Genomic DNA, 19420 nt, shown 5'->3' with positions numbered 1-19420 from the left:
CGTTCGATTCGCGAGAGATTTTCAGACAGGGAGGAAGTGATGACGAAAGTCCTGCGAGAGCCGGATGTGGCCGAGACCCAGGTGATCAAACGCAAGTCCGGCCTGGGACGCCTGTTCCTCGGACTGTTCATTGTGGCCGCGGCCGGTCTGTTTTTTCTTCCTCAGATCGCCGGGATGATGCTGCAAAATCCCGAAACGCTGGCCTGGGTTTCAGGGCAACCGGCCGGGACAGTCGCAGTCGGAGAAGCAACCTTTGGCTGGCAGGGACCCGTCCAGCTCAAGAATGTGACCCTGAAAACGCCGGACGGGCATCCGATTGCCAACGTCAACTCGCTGACCACTCAACGCAGCTTCTGGGATTTCCTCACGCAGAAATCGGCCCCGCTCAAACTTCAGCTGGACGGGATGCACTTAACCGTCGTTGTTCCCGAACCGGAGCCGGTCGAAGGGCAACTGGATCTCTCGGAACTGACCAACGCCGTGCAGAAGTTCTCTGTTCCACGGTCGCCCTATCCCATCGAACTGACGATCACGAACAGCTCGATTGATTTTCAGAATGCCGCACGTGAGACAGTCGACACCTGGTCGAACGTCTCTGCCGACTACAAATACACCACCGATTCCAAAGAGGCCCAGGTCGTGCGTGCCCATGTCCCGGCTCGTGAGAACGGGTTGGGTGAATTGAACCTGCAGGGGGAATGGTCTCGCGACAGGAACGAAGACCAGACCGAAGTTCTCGAACTGACAGGCTCCGGCGACCGTGTTGCTCTCGTGGCTGCCAATCCGTGGCTGCAGAAGTATCTGGGGCCGTCTCACGGACTGACGGAATGTTCCGGGCAGTGGCAGATCTCCTTTCAACGAGACAATCGTTCGGGGTGGGAACTCGCAGCGACCGCACGCATGAATGAAAACGCTCCCGAATTGCAGAACGGCCAAGTGGCGTTCGCGCCGGGAGGCCTCCCCGCAGTGAACCTCGAGTTGCAGAGCCGGTTTTCTCTGCCGGAAGACAGCCTGATCGTTCCCCGGTTGCAGCTGGCAGCGGATCAGGCCGCAGTCCAGTTGCAGGGCTCGGTGAAGGAAATCTCCAGCCAGCAGATTCTTCAGGTTCAGGCGGAAGTGCAGACCCCCGGCAACGCTTTGCTGGATCTGCTGCCTGCGGAAGTTCGAGAGCAGATTCAGATCGAAGGGATGAAGTTCTCGCAGATCACCATTAACGGGTCGCTCCTGCCGGCCGCCGACGGGACTTCTCAGCCGCTGACCTATTCGCTGGTCGCTTCATGGGACAAGGCTGCCGCTTACGGACTGCTCTCCCAGAAGGGACAGATGAAGGTGAGCTATCACGATGGCCAGGTCCGTGCGGAAAATCTGAACGTGCCGGTCAACGGAGGAAGACTGCTCACTCTGCCGACTCTGGATCTGCGGAGCGACCCGGCCGTGCTGCGCTTCCCCGCAGGTGTCATGCTGGAAAACGTTTCATTGACTGAAGAAGTCTGTCGTGACTGGTTGCTGTACATTTCACCGACGATGGCGAATGCCACGAGTGCCAATGGAAGAATCAGCCTGATCCTGAGTGAGGGGCAGATTCCCGTCGGGCATATCGAACAGGGAGAGCTGGGAGGGACGCTCGCGCTGCGCGATGCAACTGTCCGGCCTGGGCCGCTGGCCCTGCAGATGATCGAGCAGGTGTCCGTCCTGCAGCAGATGTTGAATCGGGGAGGAGTTGACCTGACTCAAAAGGCTGTGCTGGCGATGAAGCAGGAGGATGTCCGGTTCAAGCTCTATCAAGGTCGAGTCTATCACGACAACTTCGGCGCGAATGTCGGTGAGGTGCGGCTCGCAACGTCCGGTTCCGTGGGACTGGATCAGACACTCGCCCTTCAGCTTCAACTCGCAATGCCCGAAAAATGGGTTGCTGGAGACCGTCCGGTCCTGCAGGCTCTGGCCTCTCAACCGATTTCGTTGGGAGTCACCGGAACTCTGGATGACCCGCGCATCGATGGTTCTGGGCTGGCCGACTTTGGCAAGCAGATTGGCATCAAGGCGGGCGTCGGTCTGCTGGAGAAACTGATCGAACGCAGAATTCAGAAAAATCGGTAAACGCAAAATCCGAAACAACAGTCTTTGCCTGGACGAATCAGTTCTGCCTCATCTAGAGCGGTTTTGCAAATAATCTGTTACGTTCGCAGGCGATCATATGGACTTTCATGCGGTGAAAATCCTGAATTGCCTGCACATGATGGACCAAACTGGTCTAACGCGCTCGCAGCAGCTCATCAAGTCTCTGACGGATCTCACGAGATGACCCACCCCCGACATGGAATGTCACCCGAACATTGGCTCAGCGACCGCCCCAGTGCGCGTGAAATTGATGGCATCGTTTCTTTTCTGACCGAGCGTGGAGCATTCCGGTTTCCGACGATTTCCACGGGGCTCTTTTCGGCAGCAGCAGCGGAGAATCCCGAATTCCGGTTGACCGGCTATCAGTACATCTGGACCCGGGACAACTGCCATATCGCTCATGCACTGTGGGTGACGGGCGAAAAGGAGATGGCGATCCGGGCGACTCAGGCGCTGCTTGCGTTTTACCTGAAGCATCAGCAGAAATTCCTGGACATCATCACCGGCAAGGTGGATCCTTCCGAGCCGATGAACCGCCCGCATATCCGGTTCGACGGCGAGACTCTGTCCGAGATCGATGTCCGCTGGGCACATGCCCAGAACGATGCGCTGGGCTATGTGCTGTGGCTCTCCTGCAGACTGATTCGTGCGGGTGATCTGCATCCGACGCCGGAGCAGCTTGAACTGTTTCATCTCTTCGCCCGGTACTTTGCAGCCATTCAATTCTGGCAAGATGAAGACAGCGGTCACTGGGAAGAAACACGGAAGATTGAAGCGAGCAGCATCGGTCCCGTCGTCGCTGGACTGACGGAACTGCGGGCCTATCTGGCAGATCACCCCTCCGTGCCGATCGATCCCGTGCTTCTGAATGACCTGATCGCCCAGGGGCGCCGCGCCCTGCTGGAGATCCTGCCGGCAGAGTGTATTCAGCCTGACCCGTCACAGAACCGCAAATACGATTCCGCCTTGCTGTTCCTGGCATATCCGCTGTCGATCATCGACGACGAACTGACTTCACAGATTGTTGAGCAGACGGTGGAACATCTGGCGGGTCCGATTGGAATCCGTCGTTATCTCGGGGATTCCTACTGGTGCGCGAATTACCGGGATCTCCTCTCTCCCGAGGTCCGGACCACCGACTTCAGCGATGACATGAGCGCCCGGGACAGCCTTCTGAAACCCGGGGAAGAAGCGCAATGGTGCATCTTCGACCCGATCATCTCGATCATCCACGGACGAAACTATCTGGAGTCGGGAGATCCCCGTGACCTCGAACGACAGGTCGCTCACCTGCGCCGCTCGTTGAAGCAGCTGACCGATGAGCACTCCCGCTTTCCCGCGTATCGCTCTCCGGAATCGTATTTCCTCGAGCATGGGCAATGGATCCCCAACGACATCACGCCGCTGCTCTGGACACAGGCCAATCTGAGGCTGGCACTGCACTGGATGAAGAAATCTTCAGAGCGTTCTACGACGGTTTAAAAATTTCGAGGGAAGTCCATCGCAGCGCTTCCGGCGGGAGTTTTCCAGCCCGGACGGAACTGATATCGTCATGCGACCGGAAGGTCGTGGGGAGGATCATTGATTTCCCGACAACATTTCCGGGAACCCGGATTTTTTACTCTCCTCTTCGCCGGAATTCGATAGTCTGGAGAAGTAGGAATCGAACAATTGAAACACGTGACCGCGTCCTGCGGGGGCGGAGCTTACGAGGGTTGTCGATGAAGATCGCACTTGCCAGTGACCATGCAGGATTCGATTACAAACAGCGCGTGCAGCTGCTGTTGATCGAGAGTGGACACGTTGTGACCGACTTCGGCCCGAATGCAGAAGCCCCGCCGGTCGACTACCCGCTGTTCATCCGGCCTGCGGCTGAAGCAGTCGCCTCGGGAGAGTGCGATCGCGGGATCATCTTCGGAGGAAGCGGCAACGGGGAAGCGATTGTCGCGAACCGGGTGCCGGGCATCCGCTGTGTCCTGTGCTGGAATGTGGAATCCGCTCGGCTGGGGCGCGAACACAATGACGCCAACATGCTCTCGATCGGCCAGCGCATGGTGGACTTCGAAGATGTGATCGCTATGGTAGAAACCTGGCTGGAAACGCCCTTTGAAGGGGGCCGCCATCTCCGCCGCATTCGTCTGATCGACAAGCCTTCGCACTCGAACCCCGAGTCGGACGGACATGCGGAACTTCCGCATCGAACCGCTCTCGTGGAAGACGCCCGGTACATCTGTGATTCGTGCCGGGAAGAGTTTTCCTTCCCGGTCGATCTCTCCGCAGGGACGACGCAGGAAGTACTGGAAACGTGTCCGGTCTGCTGTCATGAGAACAGCATTTCGCTGCGAATGGACGAAGCCGGCAAGCTGAGCGTGCGCGGTGACCTTCACATTAACGGTTGAAATTGGCTTCGGCGTTAATGGACGCTGACCGTCCAGGTGTGGTCGTCTCAGTCACAAGGGAATCGCTCGTCGGTTGATTTCCATTGAATTGGTCGTTGATTTTCCCGCCGGCGTTCTGACGTCTTCTGTGTACGCTAACTCTTTTGATTTCGGAGTTTGTGGCAGCGATTGTCGGCAGCTTGTTCTCTTTTTCAGGGCGATCTGCCTGAGAATATTGTCATCTTCAAAAAAATGTTAGGAGTTGTGCGATCTATATTGACATGCACTACTAGGTTGGTAATTATTCGACTCCGCTCGAACTTTTTGCCGACTGCAGACCTCAGAGGCGATCTCCAGAACCCACGGAGGCCCTCCGGCGAAACATTCATTGCTGCCATTTGCTGAGTCAGCCTCTTTCCGGCGTCTCGCAAGCTTTTGACCATTCTCTCTCAGGCAGAGCTCCCCGCCGTATGGTGCTGTTGAGTTCTGCGGGCCCCTGTGTTGAACCTGTGTTACGAGTGTTTGCGAATCGACGGTCGGGGCTTCAGGCAAGTGCGTCGCGATGACTGAATGTCGGGGCTTCCAGCTTAGTTGACCCTCAAACCAAGGTTGGAACAGTGCGCAGAACGCAGACAAGTCACGTCAAGCATGGCTTTACTCTCATTGAACTCCTGGTGGTCATCGCCATCATCGCAGTTTTGATTTCTCTGCTGCTGCCTGCGGTGCAGCAGGCTCGAGAAGCCGCCCGAAGATCGCAGTGCAAAAACAATCTGAAGCAGGTCGGGCTGGCGATGCACAATTACCATGAAGCACACAATCAGTTTCCGATCCTGGGAACGCAACCCGGCTCTCCACTGTCGGGTGCCAACGGCGAATTCTCCGCTTACGTGCGACTGCTCCCGTACCTCGATCAGGCTCCGCTGTATCAGACACTGGACACCGGGACGAACGTCCGTTTTTCAGCTGCCGTCAACGATGACTATCGCCAGAACACCGATGCACTGGACCGGCACGCGACAACCGTCCTGAGCGTCATGATGTGCCCTTCGGATCCCGGTGACAACCTGAATCCCTTCTTCAAATACGCAGCCAAGGGGAACTACCCTCTCAATCAGGAAGTCTTCGCCCGCGGGGCGCTGCGAACCACAGGCAAGCGGATCCGCGATTTCACTGACGGCACCTCCGTCACGATGCTGGCTGCCGAGAAAAGTCTGGTCAACAGCGGGGAACGAATGAGCATCGGTTCGGTCTGGTCGATGGGAACGGCATGCGGAACTCAGCAGTCTTACAACACCCGGACGTCACCGAACTTTCCGTTCCGTCCGCAGGGGACAGGCATCGGCGGAGATAACTGCTGGAGCGAGGACACTTCGCTGGGAATAACCCGCGGTTCCGCGACTTCTGCACACGTGGGGACCGTTCACATTCTCCTGGCCGACGGGGCTGTGCGATCCGTCAGTAACTCCATTGCCAAGAACCCGCTCCCGCCACAGACGAGTGCCGCCCTGGATCCGGGTGAAGGATACACGTGGAACAACCTGGCATACGCGGACGACGGTTTCGTAGTGGGTGAGTTCTAGAACTTCAGTTTGATTTTTCAGAGCACGCCGCGTGAGCAAGTGCTTCGAGTCGCGACATGTCAAGAGTGTACTCGCTCACGCTTCGTGCTCTGACAGCTGATACATTGGATCACTGAACTGATTTTGAAAGATGCTCGAAAGCTGTCTCCTAAAAGACAGACCAGTTTCACAGGCGATGATTGCGAACATTCCTGCGAACGTCCTCAATCGTCTGCACATGATAGACCGGACTGGTCACGGCTCTCTCTCCGGAAAGCGAGGCGGTGGAGTGGTGACCCGTCGTTCAACGTCTGTCTTAAACGCATCCCCACGCCGCCCGCTTCTGTGAGTGAGCCTCATTTGAAGATGAGAATCAAAATTACTGGGATTGGCCATCGCTACGCATTGGCCACGAATTGAAATGACTGAAATCCGATGACCACGAGGAGCAATCAAGTGTCAGGAAAAGTACGTCCCTCGATCAGCGGGCGTTTTCTGGCGTGGACGGTATTGGCCACGATCGTTTCCGCAGGCTGCTCGTATGATGACGGCGTGCCGCCGCTGCATCGTGTCAAAAGCACGGTCACTCTGGATGGAAAGCCCGTAGCAGGTGCCACGGTCATCTTCCAGCCGATCACCAGCTCGAAAGACGACTTCGCGAGAGTCTGTCTGTGTCTCTCGGATAAGAACGGGGAGATCAAGCCCTGGACGATGGTCGAAGGGGATGGTCTGGCGGTCGGGAAATACCGGGTGGGGGTCTATGCGGCCGAACAGATTGGCGGTCCCAAGCTGGACGAAAACTCCACGGCGGCGGATGAAAAGAAAGTGCGACTCAAATACATCGTTCCCAAGCGTTACATGGATGCCAACACATCCGGGATTGAAGTCGAAGTCACAAAACGTGGCCGACTTCAGCCTGAGTCGATCGTCCTTGTCTCTCCTTGACGGCAGACAGGTCACTGAAGGTGCGCCGGACCGACTTCCATCGATCCGGTTCACCTCGAGCGTGTTTGAAAAGTGGGAGGACGAGGCTCCTGAAGAGCCACGGACGTCAGATCGCGTAAACTTGATTGCGGCTCCGCAGGATCGTCGCCCTCCCGAATCTGGATTCCGTTGAAATTCAAAGCACGCTCTTGGAAAAACCTTCCGCAGGTCAGCAGTCGACCTCAAAGAGGAGACATGTTCCGATGCCAAGATTACTGGTTGTTTTCCTCTGGGTGTTCGCCACTCTTCCCGCCCTGGCGGCTGAGCAGCCGAATATCGTCGTCATCATGTGTGACGACATGGGCTTCTCTGATGTCGGCTGCTATGGGAGTGAAATTGATACTCCGAATATCGACCGGCTGGCTGCGGAGGGGATGCGTTTTACGCAGTTCTATAACAACGCCAAATGTACGATCTCCCGGGCGTCGCTGATGACCGGTGTTTACCCGCGGCAGGGGGACAAGCTGCTGTTGCCGCAGATGCGGACCATTCCAGAAGTGCTGGCTGAAGGAGGATACTTTTCGGCTCTGGCGGGCAAATGGCACCTGGGGAGCGAAGCTCCATACCGGCCCAGCGATCGAGGTTTCAACACGTACTACGGTCTTCTCGACGGCTGCTGCAATTACCATGATCCATCGCGGGCTGATCCCGATTTTAAAGGAGGCAGGGTTCGATGGTTTGGCGAAAACGACCGGCGTATTACGGAGTTCCCGAAGGACTTCTACACCACGGATGCGTTCACCGATGCCGCCTGCAGAAGTATTGATGAAGCTGTTCAACGGAAACAACCGCTGTTTCTCCACGTGGCCTATACCGCTCCACATTATCCATTGCATGCCCCGCCGGAACTGATTGAAAAGTATCGGGGGCGCTATCGTGCTGGGTGGGATCAGGTGCGAGAAGCACGACTGGCGCGGCAGATCGAGCAGGGGGTGATTGACCCCCGATGGAAATCTCCGGAACGTGAACCGGAAGCGCCAGCCTGGGACGTCGTTTCCAATCAGGATTATCAGGATCATCTCATGGCGGTTTACGCTGCGATGATCGACCGGATGGATCAGGGAGTCGGACGGATTCTTTCGAAGCTGGAAGAGCACGGACTTGCTGAAAACACCGTTGTTCTCTTTCTGGCGGACAACGGCGGCTGCGCCGGCTCTCCGGGAGGGGAAGCCAATCAGGCGATTCCCGGCGGGGTCGACAGCTATACCGGTTGCGGGCCTGGCTGGGCGTATGCCCAGAATACCCCGTTTCGCAGATTCAAAACCTGGATGCACGAAGGGGGGATCTCGACCCCGTTTATCGTCCGCTGGCCGGGGCAGGTTCCCGCCGGAACCCTCTGTCATCAGGTTGGGCATCTGATTGATCTGCTTCCGACATTCGCCGATCTGGCGGGTATTGATGTGAATCAGAACGAGCAGGAAACGGGCAAGCTGCCGATTGAAGGGGTCAGCCTCAGGGCTCTACTGACGGGGGAGAACACAGAGGTTCATGACACCCTGTTCTGGGGATTCGCTGGAAATCGGGCAATCCGTGAAGGCCAGTGGAAGCTGTGCTGGGACCGGAATCAAATGAGGTGGGAGCTGTACGAAATTCAGGAAGACCGCACGGAAACCAATGATCTGTCCGCCAGCCACCCGGAACGTGTTGCCGCCATGTCCGCCAGATGGCTCGACTGGGCGGCCCGCATGGGTGTTCCGCTCGAGGCGAAACAGAAACTGGGAAAGCTGGAGTGACGCTCATCACTTCTCGCCGCTGCTCTTTGAATGAAAGGCCTCCATGCCATGAACGTCCCAGTCACCCTTCGACTGGCTGCCAGTCTGCTGATTCTCGGTTTAACCCGGAACACCGCTACGGCAACTCAACCAAATCGGCCCAACGTCATCATTCTGCTCGCCGATGATCTTGGCTTTGCGGATGTCGGATTCCATGGATGTCAGGATATTCCCACTCCGCATCTCGATCGGCTGGCGAATCAGGGGGTGCAGTTTTCCAACGGGTACGTCTCGGGACCTTACTGCAGTCCGTCTCGAGCGGGGATGCTGACGGGACGCTATCAGCAGCGGTATGGACACGAATTCAATTCCGGTCCACCACCCATTCCCGATGTGTTCGGACTTCCGGTGGAAGAGAAGACGATCGCTGATCGCCTGCAGGAGCTGGGTTACGCGACGTCAATCATCGGGAAGTGGCACCTCGGTTCCGCGCCGCACTTCCTGCCGCAACGACGCGGGTTTCAGGAGTTCTTCGGATTTCTGGAAGGTCAGCATCCGTATCTCCCGGGAACCCCCGACGCCCTCCCCATTTACCGGGGAGAGGAGCCCGTCGACGAGCATGAATACCTGACGGATGCTTTTACCCGGGAAGCTGTCGAATACATCGAACGGAATCAGCAGCATCCGTTCTTTCTGTTCCTCTCTTTCAATGCCGTTCACACCCCGCAGGATCCTCATCCGAAATACTTTCCGAAATTCTCGTCGATCGAGGATGAGCGGCGGCGAAATCTGGCAACACGGCTGACGGCCATGGATGAGGGCGTCGGTCGGGTACTGGACAGACTGTCTGAGTTGAATCTGGAAAACGAGACGATTGTCATCTTCCTGAGCGACAACGGGGCTCCTCCTTCGACAGGTTCGTCGAACGCTCCATTTCGAGGCCGGAAAGCAACGACATGGGAAGGGGGAATTCGCATCCCGTTTGTGATCCGCTGGCCGGGACACATCTCTCCCGGCACGAAGTATGACTTGCCGATCATTCAGCTTGATCTGCTCCCCACGATCCTGTGCGCTGCTGGACATCCTCCCGCGCCCGCCGACGCCCTGGATGGAGTCGATCTGCTTCCGTATCTCAGCGGTGAGAATCCCGGTGCTCCTCATGACGTTCTGTACTGGCGATTCGGCAAGCAGATGGCGATTCGCCGTGGGGACTGGAAGCTCGTTCGAGGCCGGGATGAAGATGAGCCCCATCTCTACAACCTCGCCAACGATCCCGGTGAAACAACAGATCTGGCGAGCTCTCATAAGGAGATCGCTAGCAGTCTGCTGGAACAGTATGCAGCGTGGAACAGGACACTTCAGCCTCCCCGCTGGGTTCCGCCCAATCAGCGAAACAACGTGGAGTGAGTGCTCTACGACGGGAACCGATCCCCCCAGCGACTCAGCGAGCGATCATGCCCACAACTCAGACCGACAGACAGTCAACAGTTTTTACAGGGAACTTGGCATCGGCTGTTCCGTGCACGGGATGGATTGTCTGCACGCTATTGCTGTCCGGATTTCTTTCCACGCACAGCCTGGCAGCCGCCGACCTCCCGGACACTTCCGGGATGAACGTGCTCTTCATCAACATTGAAGACTGCAATGCAGGAACGTGGGGATGCTATGGGAATTCGATCTGCCGGACTCCGAACCTCGATCGGTTCGCGGAGTCCGCAGTGAGATTCGATTCTGCGTATTGCCAGGCGGTCAGTTGCAACCCTTCTCGGACGTCGTTTTTGACAGGATTGAGGCCGGGGACGACGAAGGTGTTCACCAATCAGGATGTCATGGATGAGGTTCTGCCCGCAGAGATCCCGACGCTACCGGAGTTCATGAAAGGGGGAGGCTTCACGACCGCTCAGATCGGCAAGCTGTTTCACACGACTGATTACGCTGAAGACCGGATAAGGACGTTTGATCGGATTGAGCATACCGAACGGCCGGAAGGGTGGAACGGGCCAGCCCCGGTCCTCACGTTTCCTCCCGTTCCGAATGTCGATGGACGTCCGGATAAACCCCGTCTGGATCCGGAATACGTTACGTGGAAGCGAAAGAACTCGGATCGCTACGGGGCATCGGGGCTCAGTCGGGAGGAAGAAATTGACTATCGAATGGCCGCTACTGCGGTGGAGTTGCTGAAGCAGTATTCCCGTGACAAAACACGCTTCTTCATGACCCTTTCGCAGTCACGGCCGCATACGCCGCTGGTCGTTCCGGAAGAGTACGTTCGTCGTTACGACCCCGATCAGATTCCCACGCCACCCGCTCCTCCGGAGAGTTTTCGGAACCTGCCGCAACACTACGTCGCGCGTTCGCAAGGGGTGAATCCGGATATCCACCGTGAGAGGCAGCCGACCGCAGCGGAAACCCGGGCGACGATTGCTGCCTATTATGCGTGCGTCAGTTTCATCGACGAAAATCTTGGTCTGGTCTTCGATGCTCTGGACCGAACGGGATTGAGCGAGAATACAATCGTGATCGTGTTCTCCGATCACGGTTTTCATCTTGGCGATCATGGCTTCTGGTCCAAGTACACCATGCTGGAACCGACCCGCCGGGTTCCGTTGGTCGTGCGCGTTCCCGGAGCTGCTGGGAACGGAGTGGTCAGCCACCAGTTTGTGGAGCTGGTCGATCTGTTTCCGACCATCGCAGAGCTGGCAAAACTGTCCCCGCCTGGGAATCTGGAGGGGACGAGCTTCGTTCCATTGCTGGCTGATCCGGAGCGAGAATGGAAATCGGCTGTCTTCATGTCAGGAGGATCGCGGGACCGGGGAGAGATGGTCCGGGACCGGGAGTATAGCTACATCGAATACAGCGGCGAATTCTCGGGAACCGCACTGTTCGATTTGAAGAATGACCCCTGGGAAACCAAGAACCTCGCGGACGATCCCGATCACGCAGCGGCCCAAACAACAATGGCGGCGAAGCTGCACAGGGGCTGGAAATCCGCCCTGCCGGAGAACAGCAGTCGTTGAATGTCGGAAAGCCCAGTGATTGCAGAGAGCCAACAACCGGCTTTCCGCCGCAGGAGTGCTGTTGCTATCCTGATCATGGATCTCAGTTCCTGGTGATCACTTCGCGCTGTCTCTGACGTGACCTGGCGGGCCGCACATGCACTTCCCTGCTCAACTCATCGCTGGCATGCCGAATATCGAGCTGTCGGACATCGCCAAGCTGCGGTGGGATTCGATTTCCTTCTTCCTGCTGATCTTCTTGCTGTGTGTGGCTGGCGTACGCTGGCTGTGGAATCGACTGACGCTCGATTTCACCCGGCTTCCGAGGATCTCTTACCTCACAGCGTTGAGTGCGACGTTCCTGTGGTCACTGCTGTTCCTGCTGGTGCTCACAATGATTTCAGGAGCGCGTGAACTCCTGACGCCCGGTGCCTGGAAGAAAACGGGCATCGTTTACACTCTGGATGAACCGCACTCGCGGAGAGAATCGGACTCGCTGTTGAAGGGACGGCAGTGGCATCTGGAAGTGTTGCGATCATTGCTCTGGACCTACGCCGCGTCGCATGACGGTCATTTCCCTGATTCGATTGAGAGCAGCGGAATTGCATCAGAGCTTTGGAAGCAACCCGGCACTGCGGAGGTCCGCTATGGATATCATGGCGGACTGAAGATGGGCGATGCTCCGAGTCCGCTCGTCTTCGAATACCAGATCTACGATGGTGCCCCTCCGCTGGTCCTCAGCACGGACGGCATCATCAAACCGGTGACGACGGCGTCAAACGATTCAGACAGCACTCTCGTCCCGGAAGGGGGAGTGTGATGACTCGGCGACGCAAATTCCTGCTGTGGACTTTTATTGCGGTCTATCTGTTCTTCGGAGTGTTCGCCTTTTTCTTCATTCTGCAGATCCCGTGGCATCTGGCCGTTGGATGGGTTTCATTCCTGTTCTCCAATCTCTCCCGAATGAAGTTTTCCGGCTCGAGCGTCGTCTCAGCAGCCGTCCTCGTTTCCCTGCTTCTTGTCGGCTTACAGCTATTTCTCCGGCGGTTGGTTGTCAACACGACGCTGAAGCGTTGGCCGTGGCGATGGACCGCCAGCATCCTCGGAATGGTGATTCTGATGTTTGCCGCCGGGATCTCTGCAGTGGGGATCGTACACCAACTGGGGTGGATGATGAGCGGATCGGAACGCATGCTCAGAAACCCGTTTTTTGATCACATGATATCCCGTCAAAATCTCAAAATCATGGGACGGGCCGTCCATGAAATTTCTGAGGCGGACGGGCGTTTGCCACAGGGCGCCTTATTCGACGAAAGCGGTCGGGCACTCCACAGCTGGGAAACGTTGTTGCTGCCACATCTCGATTTGGACAAAGGGAGATCACAATCCACGGTGCGACCGCAGGTCGACCTCACCAGACCCTGGACCGATCCCGTTAACGACCAGGCGTTCCGTACCAGACTTCCGGTCTTTCTGAATCCGGCGCTGGGGCCGGATTCAGTCGAGGGCATGGCTGCCAGTCATTACGCATGGAATTCACACTTGCTCGGGATTCCGGTCGCGTTGAAATTCTCAGACATTACAGACGGTGTCAGCACGACCCTGTTACTCGGAGAGGTGAACACCGGTCATCGCCCGTGGGGTGATCCGATCAACTGGCGCGATCCGGGGCTCGGATTTCATTCACGATCAGACACATTCGGTGGAATTCCCGGGCAGGGCTTTGTCGGTTTTCTGCTGGTTGACGGCTCCGCCCGGTGGATCAACTCCGACATTTCCCCAGATGTGCTCAAGGCTCTTTCGACTCCGGCTGCTGGAGATGTTGTTTCGGAGTTTTGACGTCGAGAGCGGAGGAGTGTCGCGGCGAAAGTCCAGAATCTTTCGCTCGAACCCTGTGCGAATCGCGGACAGGTCGCCACACTTGAAAGCAGAGACTTTCACCGCGGGCCGAGTACGACCTTCCAGCTGACCCCGATTTTCTGTCACTCCATGCCCATCAAGTTCCGTTGCCCTCACTGCGAACAGTTTCTGGGGATTTCCGAGAGTAAAGCCGGAAGCGTCACTGACTGTCCGACCTGTGGACACACTCTGCGGGTGCCGGAGCTGGACGGGACTGTGAATCCCCTTCCGCCGCCCAGCTTGAACTACAACGATCAGGAACTGCTGACCGCGCTGGGAGCTTTGGCGAACCTGGCCACTCAGGAGGTGTCTGAGTCGCCGTTGCCGGTCCCGGTTGCTGTCTTTGCTCCGGCCCGCGGGACTTCAGTCTTTCCCGTGGAAGTGGTCACAAGACCGGAGACGGGAGACTCGATCCTCGCGATTCCGGTGGCCCACGTGGAAGATTCCCCGGAAATCTCGGGATCGCTGGAGGATGCACTGGCAGAACTGGTGGAACAGCCGGTCTCGGAGAGCGCGGTTGTCGAGCCAAAGCCTGTCGATCCGCGATTCCGCCCCGCGTCGATGTTCGGTGCTGTCGCATTATCGCTGCTGTGCGGGATCCTGATCGGTCTGGCACTTCGAAGCAAAAGTCATCCTTCAACAAGTGCCGTCTCCGATCCGGTCAGCGAAGTGAACGGAATCCGCGAAGCGGGCAGTGAAGAATCTCCTGCTCCCCGGCCACATGTTGCCATCGCTGAGGTGAGGGGGCAGGTCACCTACGCCGGAGTGGCCAACGAGCAGAAGCCGGATCGCGGGGCCCGCATCCTGGTGCTTCCGTTGGAACGCCGGGGGACTTCGAAGGTGGACGGCCTCGGGTTTCGGGTCGGAGCCTCGGAAGAGGACCAGCATCTGCTGGAGAGTGCCGCCACGGTCTGGGGAGGGCGATTCGAAGTCGCCGACTCAGAGGGGAAGTACTCTGCGGTGGTCCCGGCAGCGGGTCGATATGGGATGCTGATCGCCTCCCGCTACCAGTCCCGTCCGGCGTCGATTTCGCTTTCGCAAGAATGCCGAAAATTCCTCAGCCAGTATTTCGATTCTCCAGAAGCGATCCTCGGGAATATCGAATTTCAGTTCCACGAGCTGACCCTGGACCCGGAAGCACCCGTTGTACGAGACGTGCAGTTCCACCAGCGGTGAGGCGGCTGGGACTTGGTGTAGTGGCTTAACTGTTGAATTCATCGTGGTTTGCAGCCACGCGTTTGTTGATCGCCCGCGTTGACCGCAAATTCGGCAGGTTTCTACTTCGAGCTGACGGAATTGCTCCGGAGAACGTTGCCGGAAGGGGGCGTCCCGCATGCCGGAAACGTTGATTCGCGTTGACGTTTTTTCAAAACCAGAGGTACACTCCCGCCCCGTTCGCGGATGGATCTGCGACCCAAAATTTCCTCGTCAACTCCTGCAGGATGCATCCAGTGAGTGCTGCCGAGCGTCTGATACCGTTTTCGCAATTTGAAAGACTCCGCGCCGGACGCGAGATTGTCCGTCAGGAAGCTGAAGCGCTGCTGGAAGTTGTGAAACGACTCGACAGCGGCTTCTGTCTGGCGGTGCAGTCGGTCCTCGATTGCTCGGGCAGCGTGATTGTCTGCGGCATGGGGAAGGCGGGGCTCATCGGCCAGAAGATTGCTGCCACACTTTCCTCGACCGGAACACGAGCCCATTTTCTGCATCCCGGCGAAGCGGTCCACGGCGACCTGGGCTGTCTGCACGCTGACGACATCTTGCTGGCACTCTCGAACAGTGGGGAAACGGAAGAACTCCTCTCGATCCTCTCCACCGTGAAATCGATGGGGGTGAAAGTCATCTCCATTACAGCGACGGATCAGAATTCACTTGCCTGCAAATCCGATGTGGTGGTGGAGATCGGTCGGCTGCGCGAGGCCTGTCCGTGGGGACTGGCACCCAGCACCAGCACGACGGCGATGCTGGCGGTCGGTGACGCGCTGGCCCTGGTGGTGAGTCAGGCGCGCGGGTTCGGGCCTCAAAACTTCGCTCGCTTTCATCCCGGTGGAAGTCTCGGACAGAAATTGAAGCCGGTCGTGGAAGTGATGCGCCCCCGGGATCAACTGCGAATTGCCCCTGCCACGTCCACGGTGCGCGAAGTCTTCACGATGGCCGCCCGACCCGGGCGTCGATCGGGTGCGGTTCTGCTGGTTGATGAGGAAGATTCTCTGGCAGGGATCTTCACCGACAGCGATCTGGCCAGACTCCTCGAGGCCCGTAACGACAAAGGGCTGGATGAGCCGATCGTCAATGTCATGACCTCAAATCCATTGACCGTCCGCTCGACAGCGGTCCTGGCGGACGTCATCGACTTACTGGCCGAACGGAAAATCAGCGAACTCCCGGTGGTGGATGATCAGCGTCGGCCTCTGGGACTGATCGACATCACCGACGTGATCGGCTGGCTGCCGACCGATTCGGGTGAGTGATTGTGACCGCTGAGTCCCTGTTTTTCGTGGTTGATGGTTGAAAGTTTAAAGGTTGATGTGGCTTTGGAACTGCATTTCGACGGCTCAACCTTGAACCATCCACCGATCAACCTTCAACCCTTCCCCTCACCATCAGGAATTTGCAAATGCGTCGATTCCTGGTGACATTCATTACGGTCACAACGCTGGCTGCGGCGTATCGCGTTTACTCTGCGGTTCTGATCCCGCTGACCGAGATGAAGGAGATTGATCGTCCGCTGGTCGATCCGATGGAGTCTGATCTGCGCGGTCCAGCTGCCTTCGAGCAGCAAGCTGCGCAGGTGTTCCCGGAGTTCACATGGACTCACCGTGCCCAGCAGACATGGCAGATGGCGGAACATGCCTACCTGTACTTCAACGAGTACGAACGGGTCCCCGGTGCAGGGAACTCCATTCAGATTTCGCCTGTCGCGATCTACTGGCAAGACCCCAAGCGACCGGGATCCAAGCCGTTTCGTGTCCTGGCCGACCGGGCCCAGATCAAATTTCAGAATTCCTTCTTCGATGCTGCAATCGCCCTCTCGAGCGTGAATCCGGGACGAATCGTCTGGGCCTCGCTGGAAGGCCCCGTGCATATCGACGGCCCGGATGGCCTGACGATTGACGGTCAGAACTTCAAATTCGAAGAGGATTCTTCACAGCTCTACAGCGACCATGCCATCGCGTTTTCCTACGGTCCAACGGAACAGGATCAGCGTCGAATCTCCGGAACGGCCGACCAGCTCCAGCTGGCGTTCACTCCCTCTCAGGAATCGATCCTGGGCAAAGACATGCCACGCGTGGGCGGGCTTGCTCAGATCCTGCTTCGCCGAAATGTTGTTCTCGACATGACGTTTCAACAACAGGGTGAAGATCGACAGGCGAAGATCACCAGCGCAGGGTCGTTTCTGTATGACGTGCTGAAGCGGGAAGCGACGCTCGATGATCAGGTCCGGGTTGTGCACATCGCAGACCCTGCCAGAACGGCTCGCAAGGATACAATCGAGTGCGCGTGGATGCAGCTTCAGTTCGATTCCACGTCGCCTGCGGATCCTGTCAGCGAAACCAGTCCCGCCAAAGCGTTCGACGGTCTGGTCTTTCGCAGCATGCGGGCTCAAGGCTCGGATAACGGACGCGGGAGCCGGCTGAAAGTCACGTCCGATGAACAGCAGCTCGCCGCTGTCATGCAGGACCTGACGTACGACGCCTCAAGACGAAGAGCCGTCTTCATCGATCAGCAGCAAGTGGTCATTCACCGGGGCGAAGTGAAGTTCGTCTGTCCGCAGATCGGTTTGCAGCATTCGGAAGACAATCAGATCGAGTACCTCGAGTGTCGCGGTGCCGGGCAGATGGACGTCCGACAGAGTCGCCCGGATGCTCCTCCGATGATGGCTCGCTGGGGGTCGAAGGTGCAGGTGCGTCCGGACCCGCAGGCACGTGTTCATCACGTGCGAATCGAAGAGCAGGCGTTGCTGGGAGTGCCCGGTCAGTTCGGTCTGGGTGCCGACGTGATTCACCTGTGGGTCGACCTGGACCGCATTCAGAAGGAATCTCAAGGAGCTTCCCAACCTCAATCGGCCGACCGCAACTTCCTCGCAAGCGCCCTGCCGCTCAAACGTGCTCGCGCGGAGAATCATGTCCGGCTCGATTCACAGCTGTTGAAAGTGGAACGTTCGAATCTGATCGATGTCGTGATTCATCCGGGATTGATCGACAATCCCCTGAAGAACTCAACGTCATCGAATGGAAATTCCAGCGCCAATGAAGCCGACCAACCCTGGATCGTCTCTGCTGATGCTCTGAACCTGGAGGTCGTTCACGATTCCGGAAAGGCGCTGATCGACGTGCGACAGGTGACGGGGGCGGGGAATATCGTCATCCAGCATGATCCGGGTCGCGCGACGACAGTTGGAAATCAATCGATCGATGGTCCTCTCGTTCTCAAGGGATCATCGCTCGTCGTGCAGAATCAAGGTGGAGTGCAGCAGATCCTCACCGTGCGCGGAGAGATCGGCCCGCAGGGTGAGAGCGTTCAGAACGCAAGCATCGGCATCGGACAAGCTGCTCTCTGGGGAAATCAGATCACCATGGCCCGTCATGAAAACCGGGTCGACGTGCCTTGCGCTGGCGGCCTGAGCGTGCCGATTCCACAGAATCTCAACGCAAGTGGAGGAACTGCCGCATCCGCAACGAAGCTGGACATCGTCTGGCAGGAAGGGATGACCTTCGATGGCCTGGATGCCCGGTTCTGGGGGAAAGTGACCGCTGCGGTTCCCGGCGAACAGCAAAGCGTGTCCCGGTTACTTTGCGAAGACCTGACAGCCACTCTGAATCAGCGAATCTCTTTCATAGAATCCCCGGAGTCCCAGACGGATGTGACGATCTCTGAAGTTGCAGCACGTCACAACGTGGTTGTGGAAAGCGTCGAATATCAGCAGAACCGGCTTGCTGCTGTACGACGGTCGAAGCTTGCGGGGTTCCACGTCAACCTGACCAGCGGCGACTTCAAAGGAGACGGACCTGGGGTTATTGACTCCTGGAGCCTGGGGGATGCCGTCAAATTCTCCCCCGGTGAAAATCCGCAGGCCAACGCCCCCGCGAAACAGGCGGACGCACGCTGGCGGTACTCCAACGTTCAGTTCGCAGGGACGATCGACGGAAATATGAACCGCAACGACGCCACGTTGAAAGAACGGGTGGAAGTGCTCACCGCTCCGGTCGAGCGCGCACAAACCCGCTTTCAACGCGAGCAGCTTTCCGAATCGACTCCTGAAGCTGCAAACGCGGTCTGGATGAAATGTGACCAGATGCGGATCATCCAGAAGCAGTTCTCCAGTCAGGTGGAGAAGTCCTACGAAGTCTTCGCCACCGGGGGAACGGAGCTGGAAGGACAGGTCTTCCGGGCGGTGGCTGACGAGCTGACGTTCGACGAACGCCGCGGACAATTCACCCTGCGAGGTCTGGGGAAAGAAGCCCGACTCTACTATCAGGCGAGCGCCGGAGAGACCGTCAGTCCGTCGGCAGCCCGGCTGATCGAATTCGTCCCGGTGAAACGGAAAATCACGATCGACGGCTCCAGCGGCTTCTCGGGAAGTTACTAGGGTCTAGGGTCTAGGGGACAGGGTCTAGGGGACAGGGGACAGGGGACAGGGGACAGGGGACAGGGGACAGGGGACAGGGGACAGGGGACAGAAGCTGGGCGGGGACGGGAAACCTGAACATCGAATTTCAAAATACTGAACCGCCGCGCGAAATCCCCGTTTGACAACGCGTTCCGTGGCGCTGTAT

The 19420-nt window shown here is 57.7% G+C and carries 13 protein-coding genes and 1 pseudogene; all 14 read left to right on the top strand.

Features of this window, described 5'->3' with window-relative positions; genetic code table 11:
- The first annotated feature begins 39 nt into the window (after nucleotides 1-39).
- The 14 genes and pseudogenes from SH661x_RS17270 to SH661x_RS17205 all read left to right on the top strand — a co-directional run bounded on the left by SH661x_RS17270 (nucleotide 40) and on the right by SH661x_RS17205 (nucleotide 19233).
- The gene (locus SH661x_RS17270) at nucleotides 40-2097 is read left to right on the top strand and encodes a hypothetical protein (protein WP_437224019.1); all 2058 of its coding nucleotides are present in this window, start codon (nucleotides 40-42) and stop codon (nucleotides 2095-2097) included.
- A gap of 201 nt (nucleotides 2098-2298) precedes the next feature.
- Complete coding sequence (locus SH661x_RS17265; RefSeq protein ID WP_437224017.1) at nucleotides 2299-3600, top strand: glycoside hydrolase family 15 protein; 1302 nt, start codon at nucleotides 2299-2301, stop codon at nucleotides 3598-3600.
- Nucleotides 3601-3839: 239 nt separating this feature from the next.
- Nucleotides 3840-4265, top strand: a pseudogene (locus SH661x_RS17260) (RpiB/LacA/LacB family sugar-phosphate isomerase); the annotation flags it as partial.
- 63 nt (nucleotides 4266-4328) lie between these two features.
- Nucleotides 4329-4517, top strand: a complete 189-nt coding sequence (locus tag SH661x_RS17255; protein ID WP_437231217.1) for a CPXCG motif-containing cysteine-rich protein — start codon at nucleotides 4329-4331, stop codon at nucleotides 4515-4517.
- A gap of 596 nt (nucleotides 4518-5113) precedes the next feature.
- The gene (locus tag SH661x_RS17250) at nucleotides 5114-6076 is read left to right on the top strand and encodes a DUF1559 family PulG-like putative transporter (RefSeq protein WP_437224015.1); all 963 of its coding nucleotides are present in this window, start codon (nucleotides 5114-5116) and stop codon (nucleotides 6074-6076) included.
- 435 nt (nucleotides 6077-6511) lie between these two features.
- Nucleotides 6512-7000 (top strand): hypothetical protein, encoded by a 489-nt coding sequence (locus SH661x_RS17245; RefSeq protein WP_437224013.1) that lies wholly within the window; start codon nucleotides 6512-6514, stop codon nucleotides 6998-7000.
- A gap of 242 nt (nucleotides 7001-7242) precedes the next feature.
- Entirely contained in the window at nucleotides 7243-8772 is a 1530-nt protein-coding gene (locus tag SH661x_RS17240; RefSeq protein ID WP_437224010.1) for an arylsulfatase, read from the top strand.
- A gap of 48 nt (nucleotides 8773-8820) precedes the next feature.
- Nucleotides 8821-10158, top strand: a complete 1338-nt coding sequence (locus tag SH661x_RS17235) for a sulfatase (RefSeq protein ID WP_437224008.1) — start codon at nucleotides 8821-8823, stop codon at nucleotides 10156-10158.
- 140 nt (nucleotides 10159-10298) lie between these two features.
- Nucleotides 10299-11768 (top strand): sulfatase, encoded by a 1470-nt coding sequence (locus tag SH661x_RS17230; protein ID WP_437224005.1) that lies wholly within the window; start codon nucleotides 10299-10301, stop codon nucleotides 11766-11768.
- Between the two features lie 136 nt (nucleotides 11769-11904).
- Entirely contained in the window at nucleotides 11905-12567 is a 663-nt protein-coding gene (locus SH661x_RS17225; RefSeq protein ID WP_437224003.1) for a hypothetical protein, read from the top strand.
- A complete protein-coding gene (locus SH661x_RS17220; RefSeq protein ID WP_437224001.1) occupies nucleotides 12567-13586 on the top strand; it encodes a DUF1559 family PulG-like putative transporter in 1020 nt (339 codons plus the stop codon). Before SH661x_RS17225 ends, SH661x_RS17220 begins: the two co-directional genes overlap by 1 nt.
- Nucleotides 13587-13736: 150 nt before the next feature.
- Entirely contained in the window at nucleotides 13737-14822 is a 1086-nt protein-coding gene (locus tag SH661x_RS17215; protein WP_437223998.1) for a hypothetical protein, read from the top strand.
- 275 nt (nucleotides 14823-15097) lie between these two features.
- On the top strand, nucleotides 15098-16114 hold the full coding sequence (locus SH661x_RS17210; protein WP_437223996.1) for a KpsF/GutQ family sugar-phosphate isomerase: 1017 nt from the start codon (nucleotides 15098-15100) through the stop codon (nucleotides 16112-16114).
- A gap of 146 nt (nucleotides 16115-16260) precedes the next feature.
- Nucleotides 16261-19233, top strand: coding sequence for a hypothetical protein (locus tag SH661x_RS17205; RefSeq protein ID WP_437223993.1), 2973 nt, complete (start codon nucleotides 16261-16263; stop codon nucleotides 19231-19233).
- The last annotated feature ends 187 nt before the right edge of the window (nucleotides 19234-19420 follow it).

It is taken from the genome of Planctomicrobium stercoris, from assembly GCF_051465655.1.
Classification (GTDB): domain Bacteria; phylum Planctomycetota; class Planctomycetia; order Planctomycetales; family Planctomycetaceae; genus Planctomicrobium.
Note: the sequence above shows the minus strand (reverse complement) of the source record. Positions and strands in the feature narration are given on the sequence as shown.

Bases quoted from the DNA above. Each gene is read 5' to 3' on its own strand.
- SH661x_RS17270 (WP_437224019.1), top strand. From the start codon at position 40: ATGACGAAAGTCCTGCGAGAGCCGGATGTGGCCGAGACCCAGGTGATC.
- SH661x_RS17265 (WP_437224017.1), top strand. From the start codon at position 2,299: ATGACCCACCCCCGACATGGAATGTCACCCGAACATTGGCTCAGCGAC.
- SH661x_RS17240 (WP_437224010.1), top strand. From the start codon at position 7,243: ATGCCAAGATTACTGGTTGTTTTCCTCTGGGTGTTCGCCACTCTTCCC.
- SH661x_RS17235 (WP_437224008.1), top strand. From the start codon at position 8,821: ATGAACGTCCCAGTCACCCTTCGACTGGCTGCCAGTCTGCTGATTCTC.
- SH661x_RS17225 (WP_437224003.1), top strand. From the start codon at position 11,905: ATGCACTTCCCTGCTCAACTCATCGCTGGCATGCCGAATATCGAGCTG.
- SH661x_RS17220 (WP_437224001.1), top strand. From the start codon at position 12,567: ATGACTCGGCGACGCAAATTCCTGCTGTGGACTTTTATTGCGGTCTAT.
- SH661x_RS17215 (WP_437223998.1), top strand. From the start codon at position 13,737: ATGCCCATCAAGTTCCGTTGCCCTCACTGCGAACAGTTTCTGGGGATT.
- SH661x_RS17205 (WP_437223993.1), top strand. From the start codon at position 16,261: ATGCGTCGATTCCTGGTGACATTCATTACGGTCACAACGCTGGCTGCG.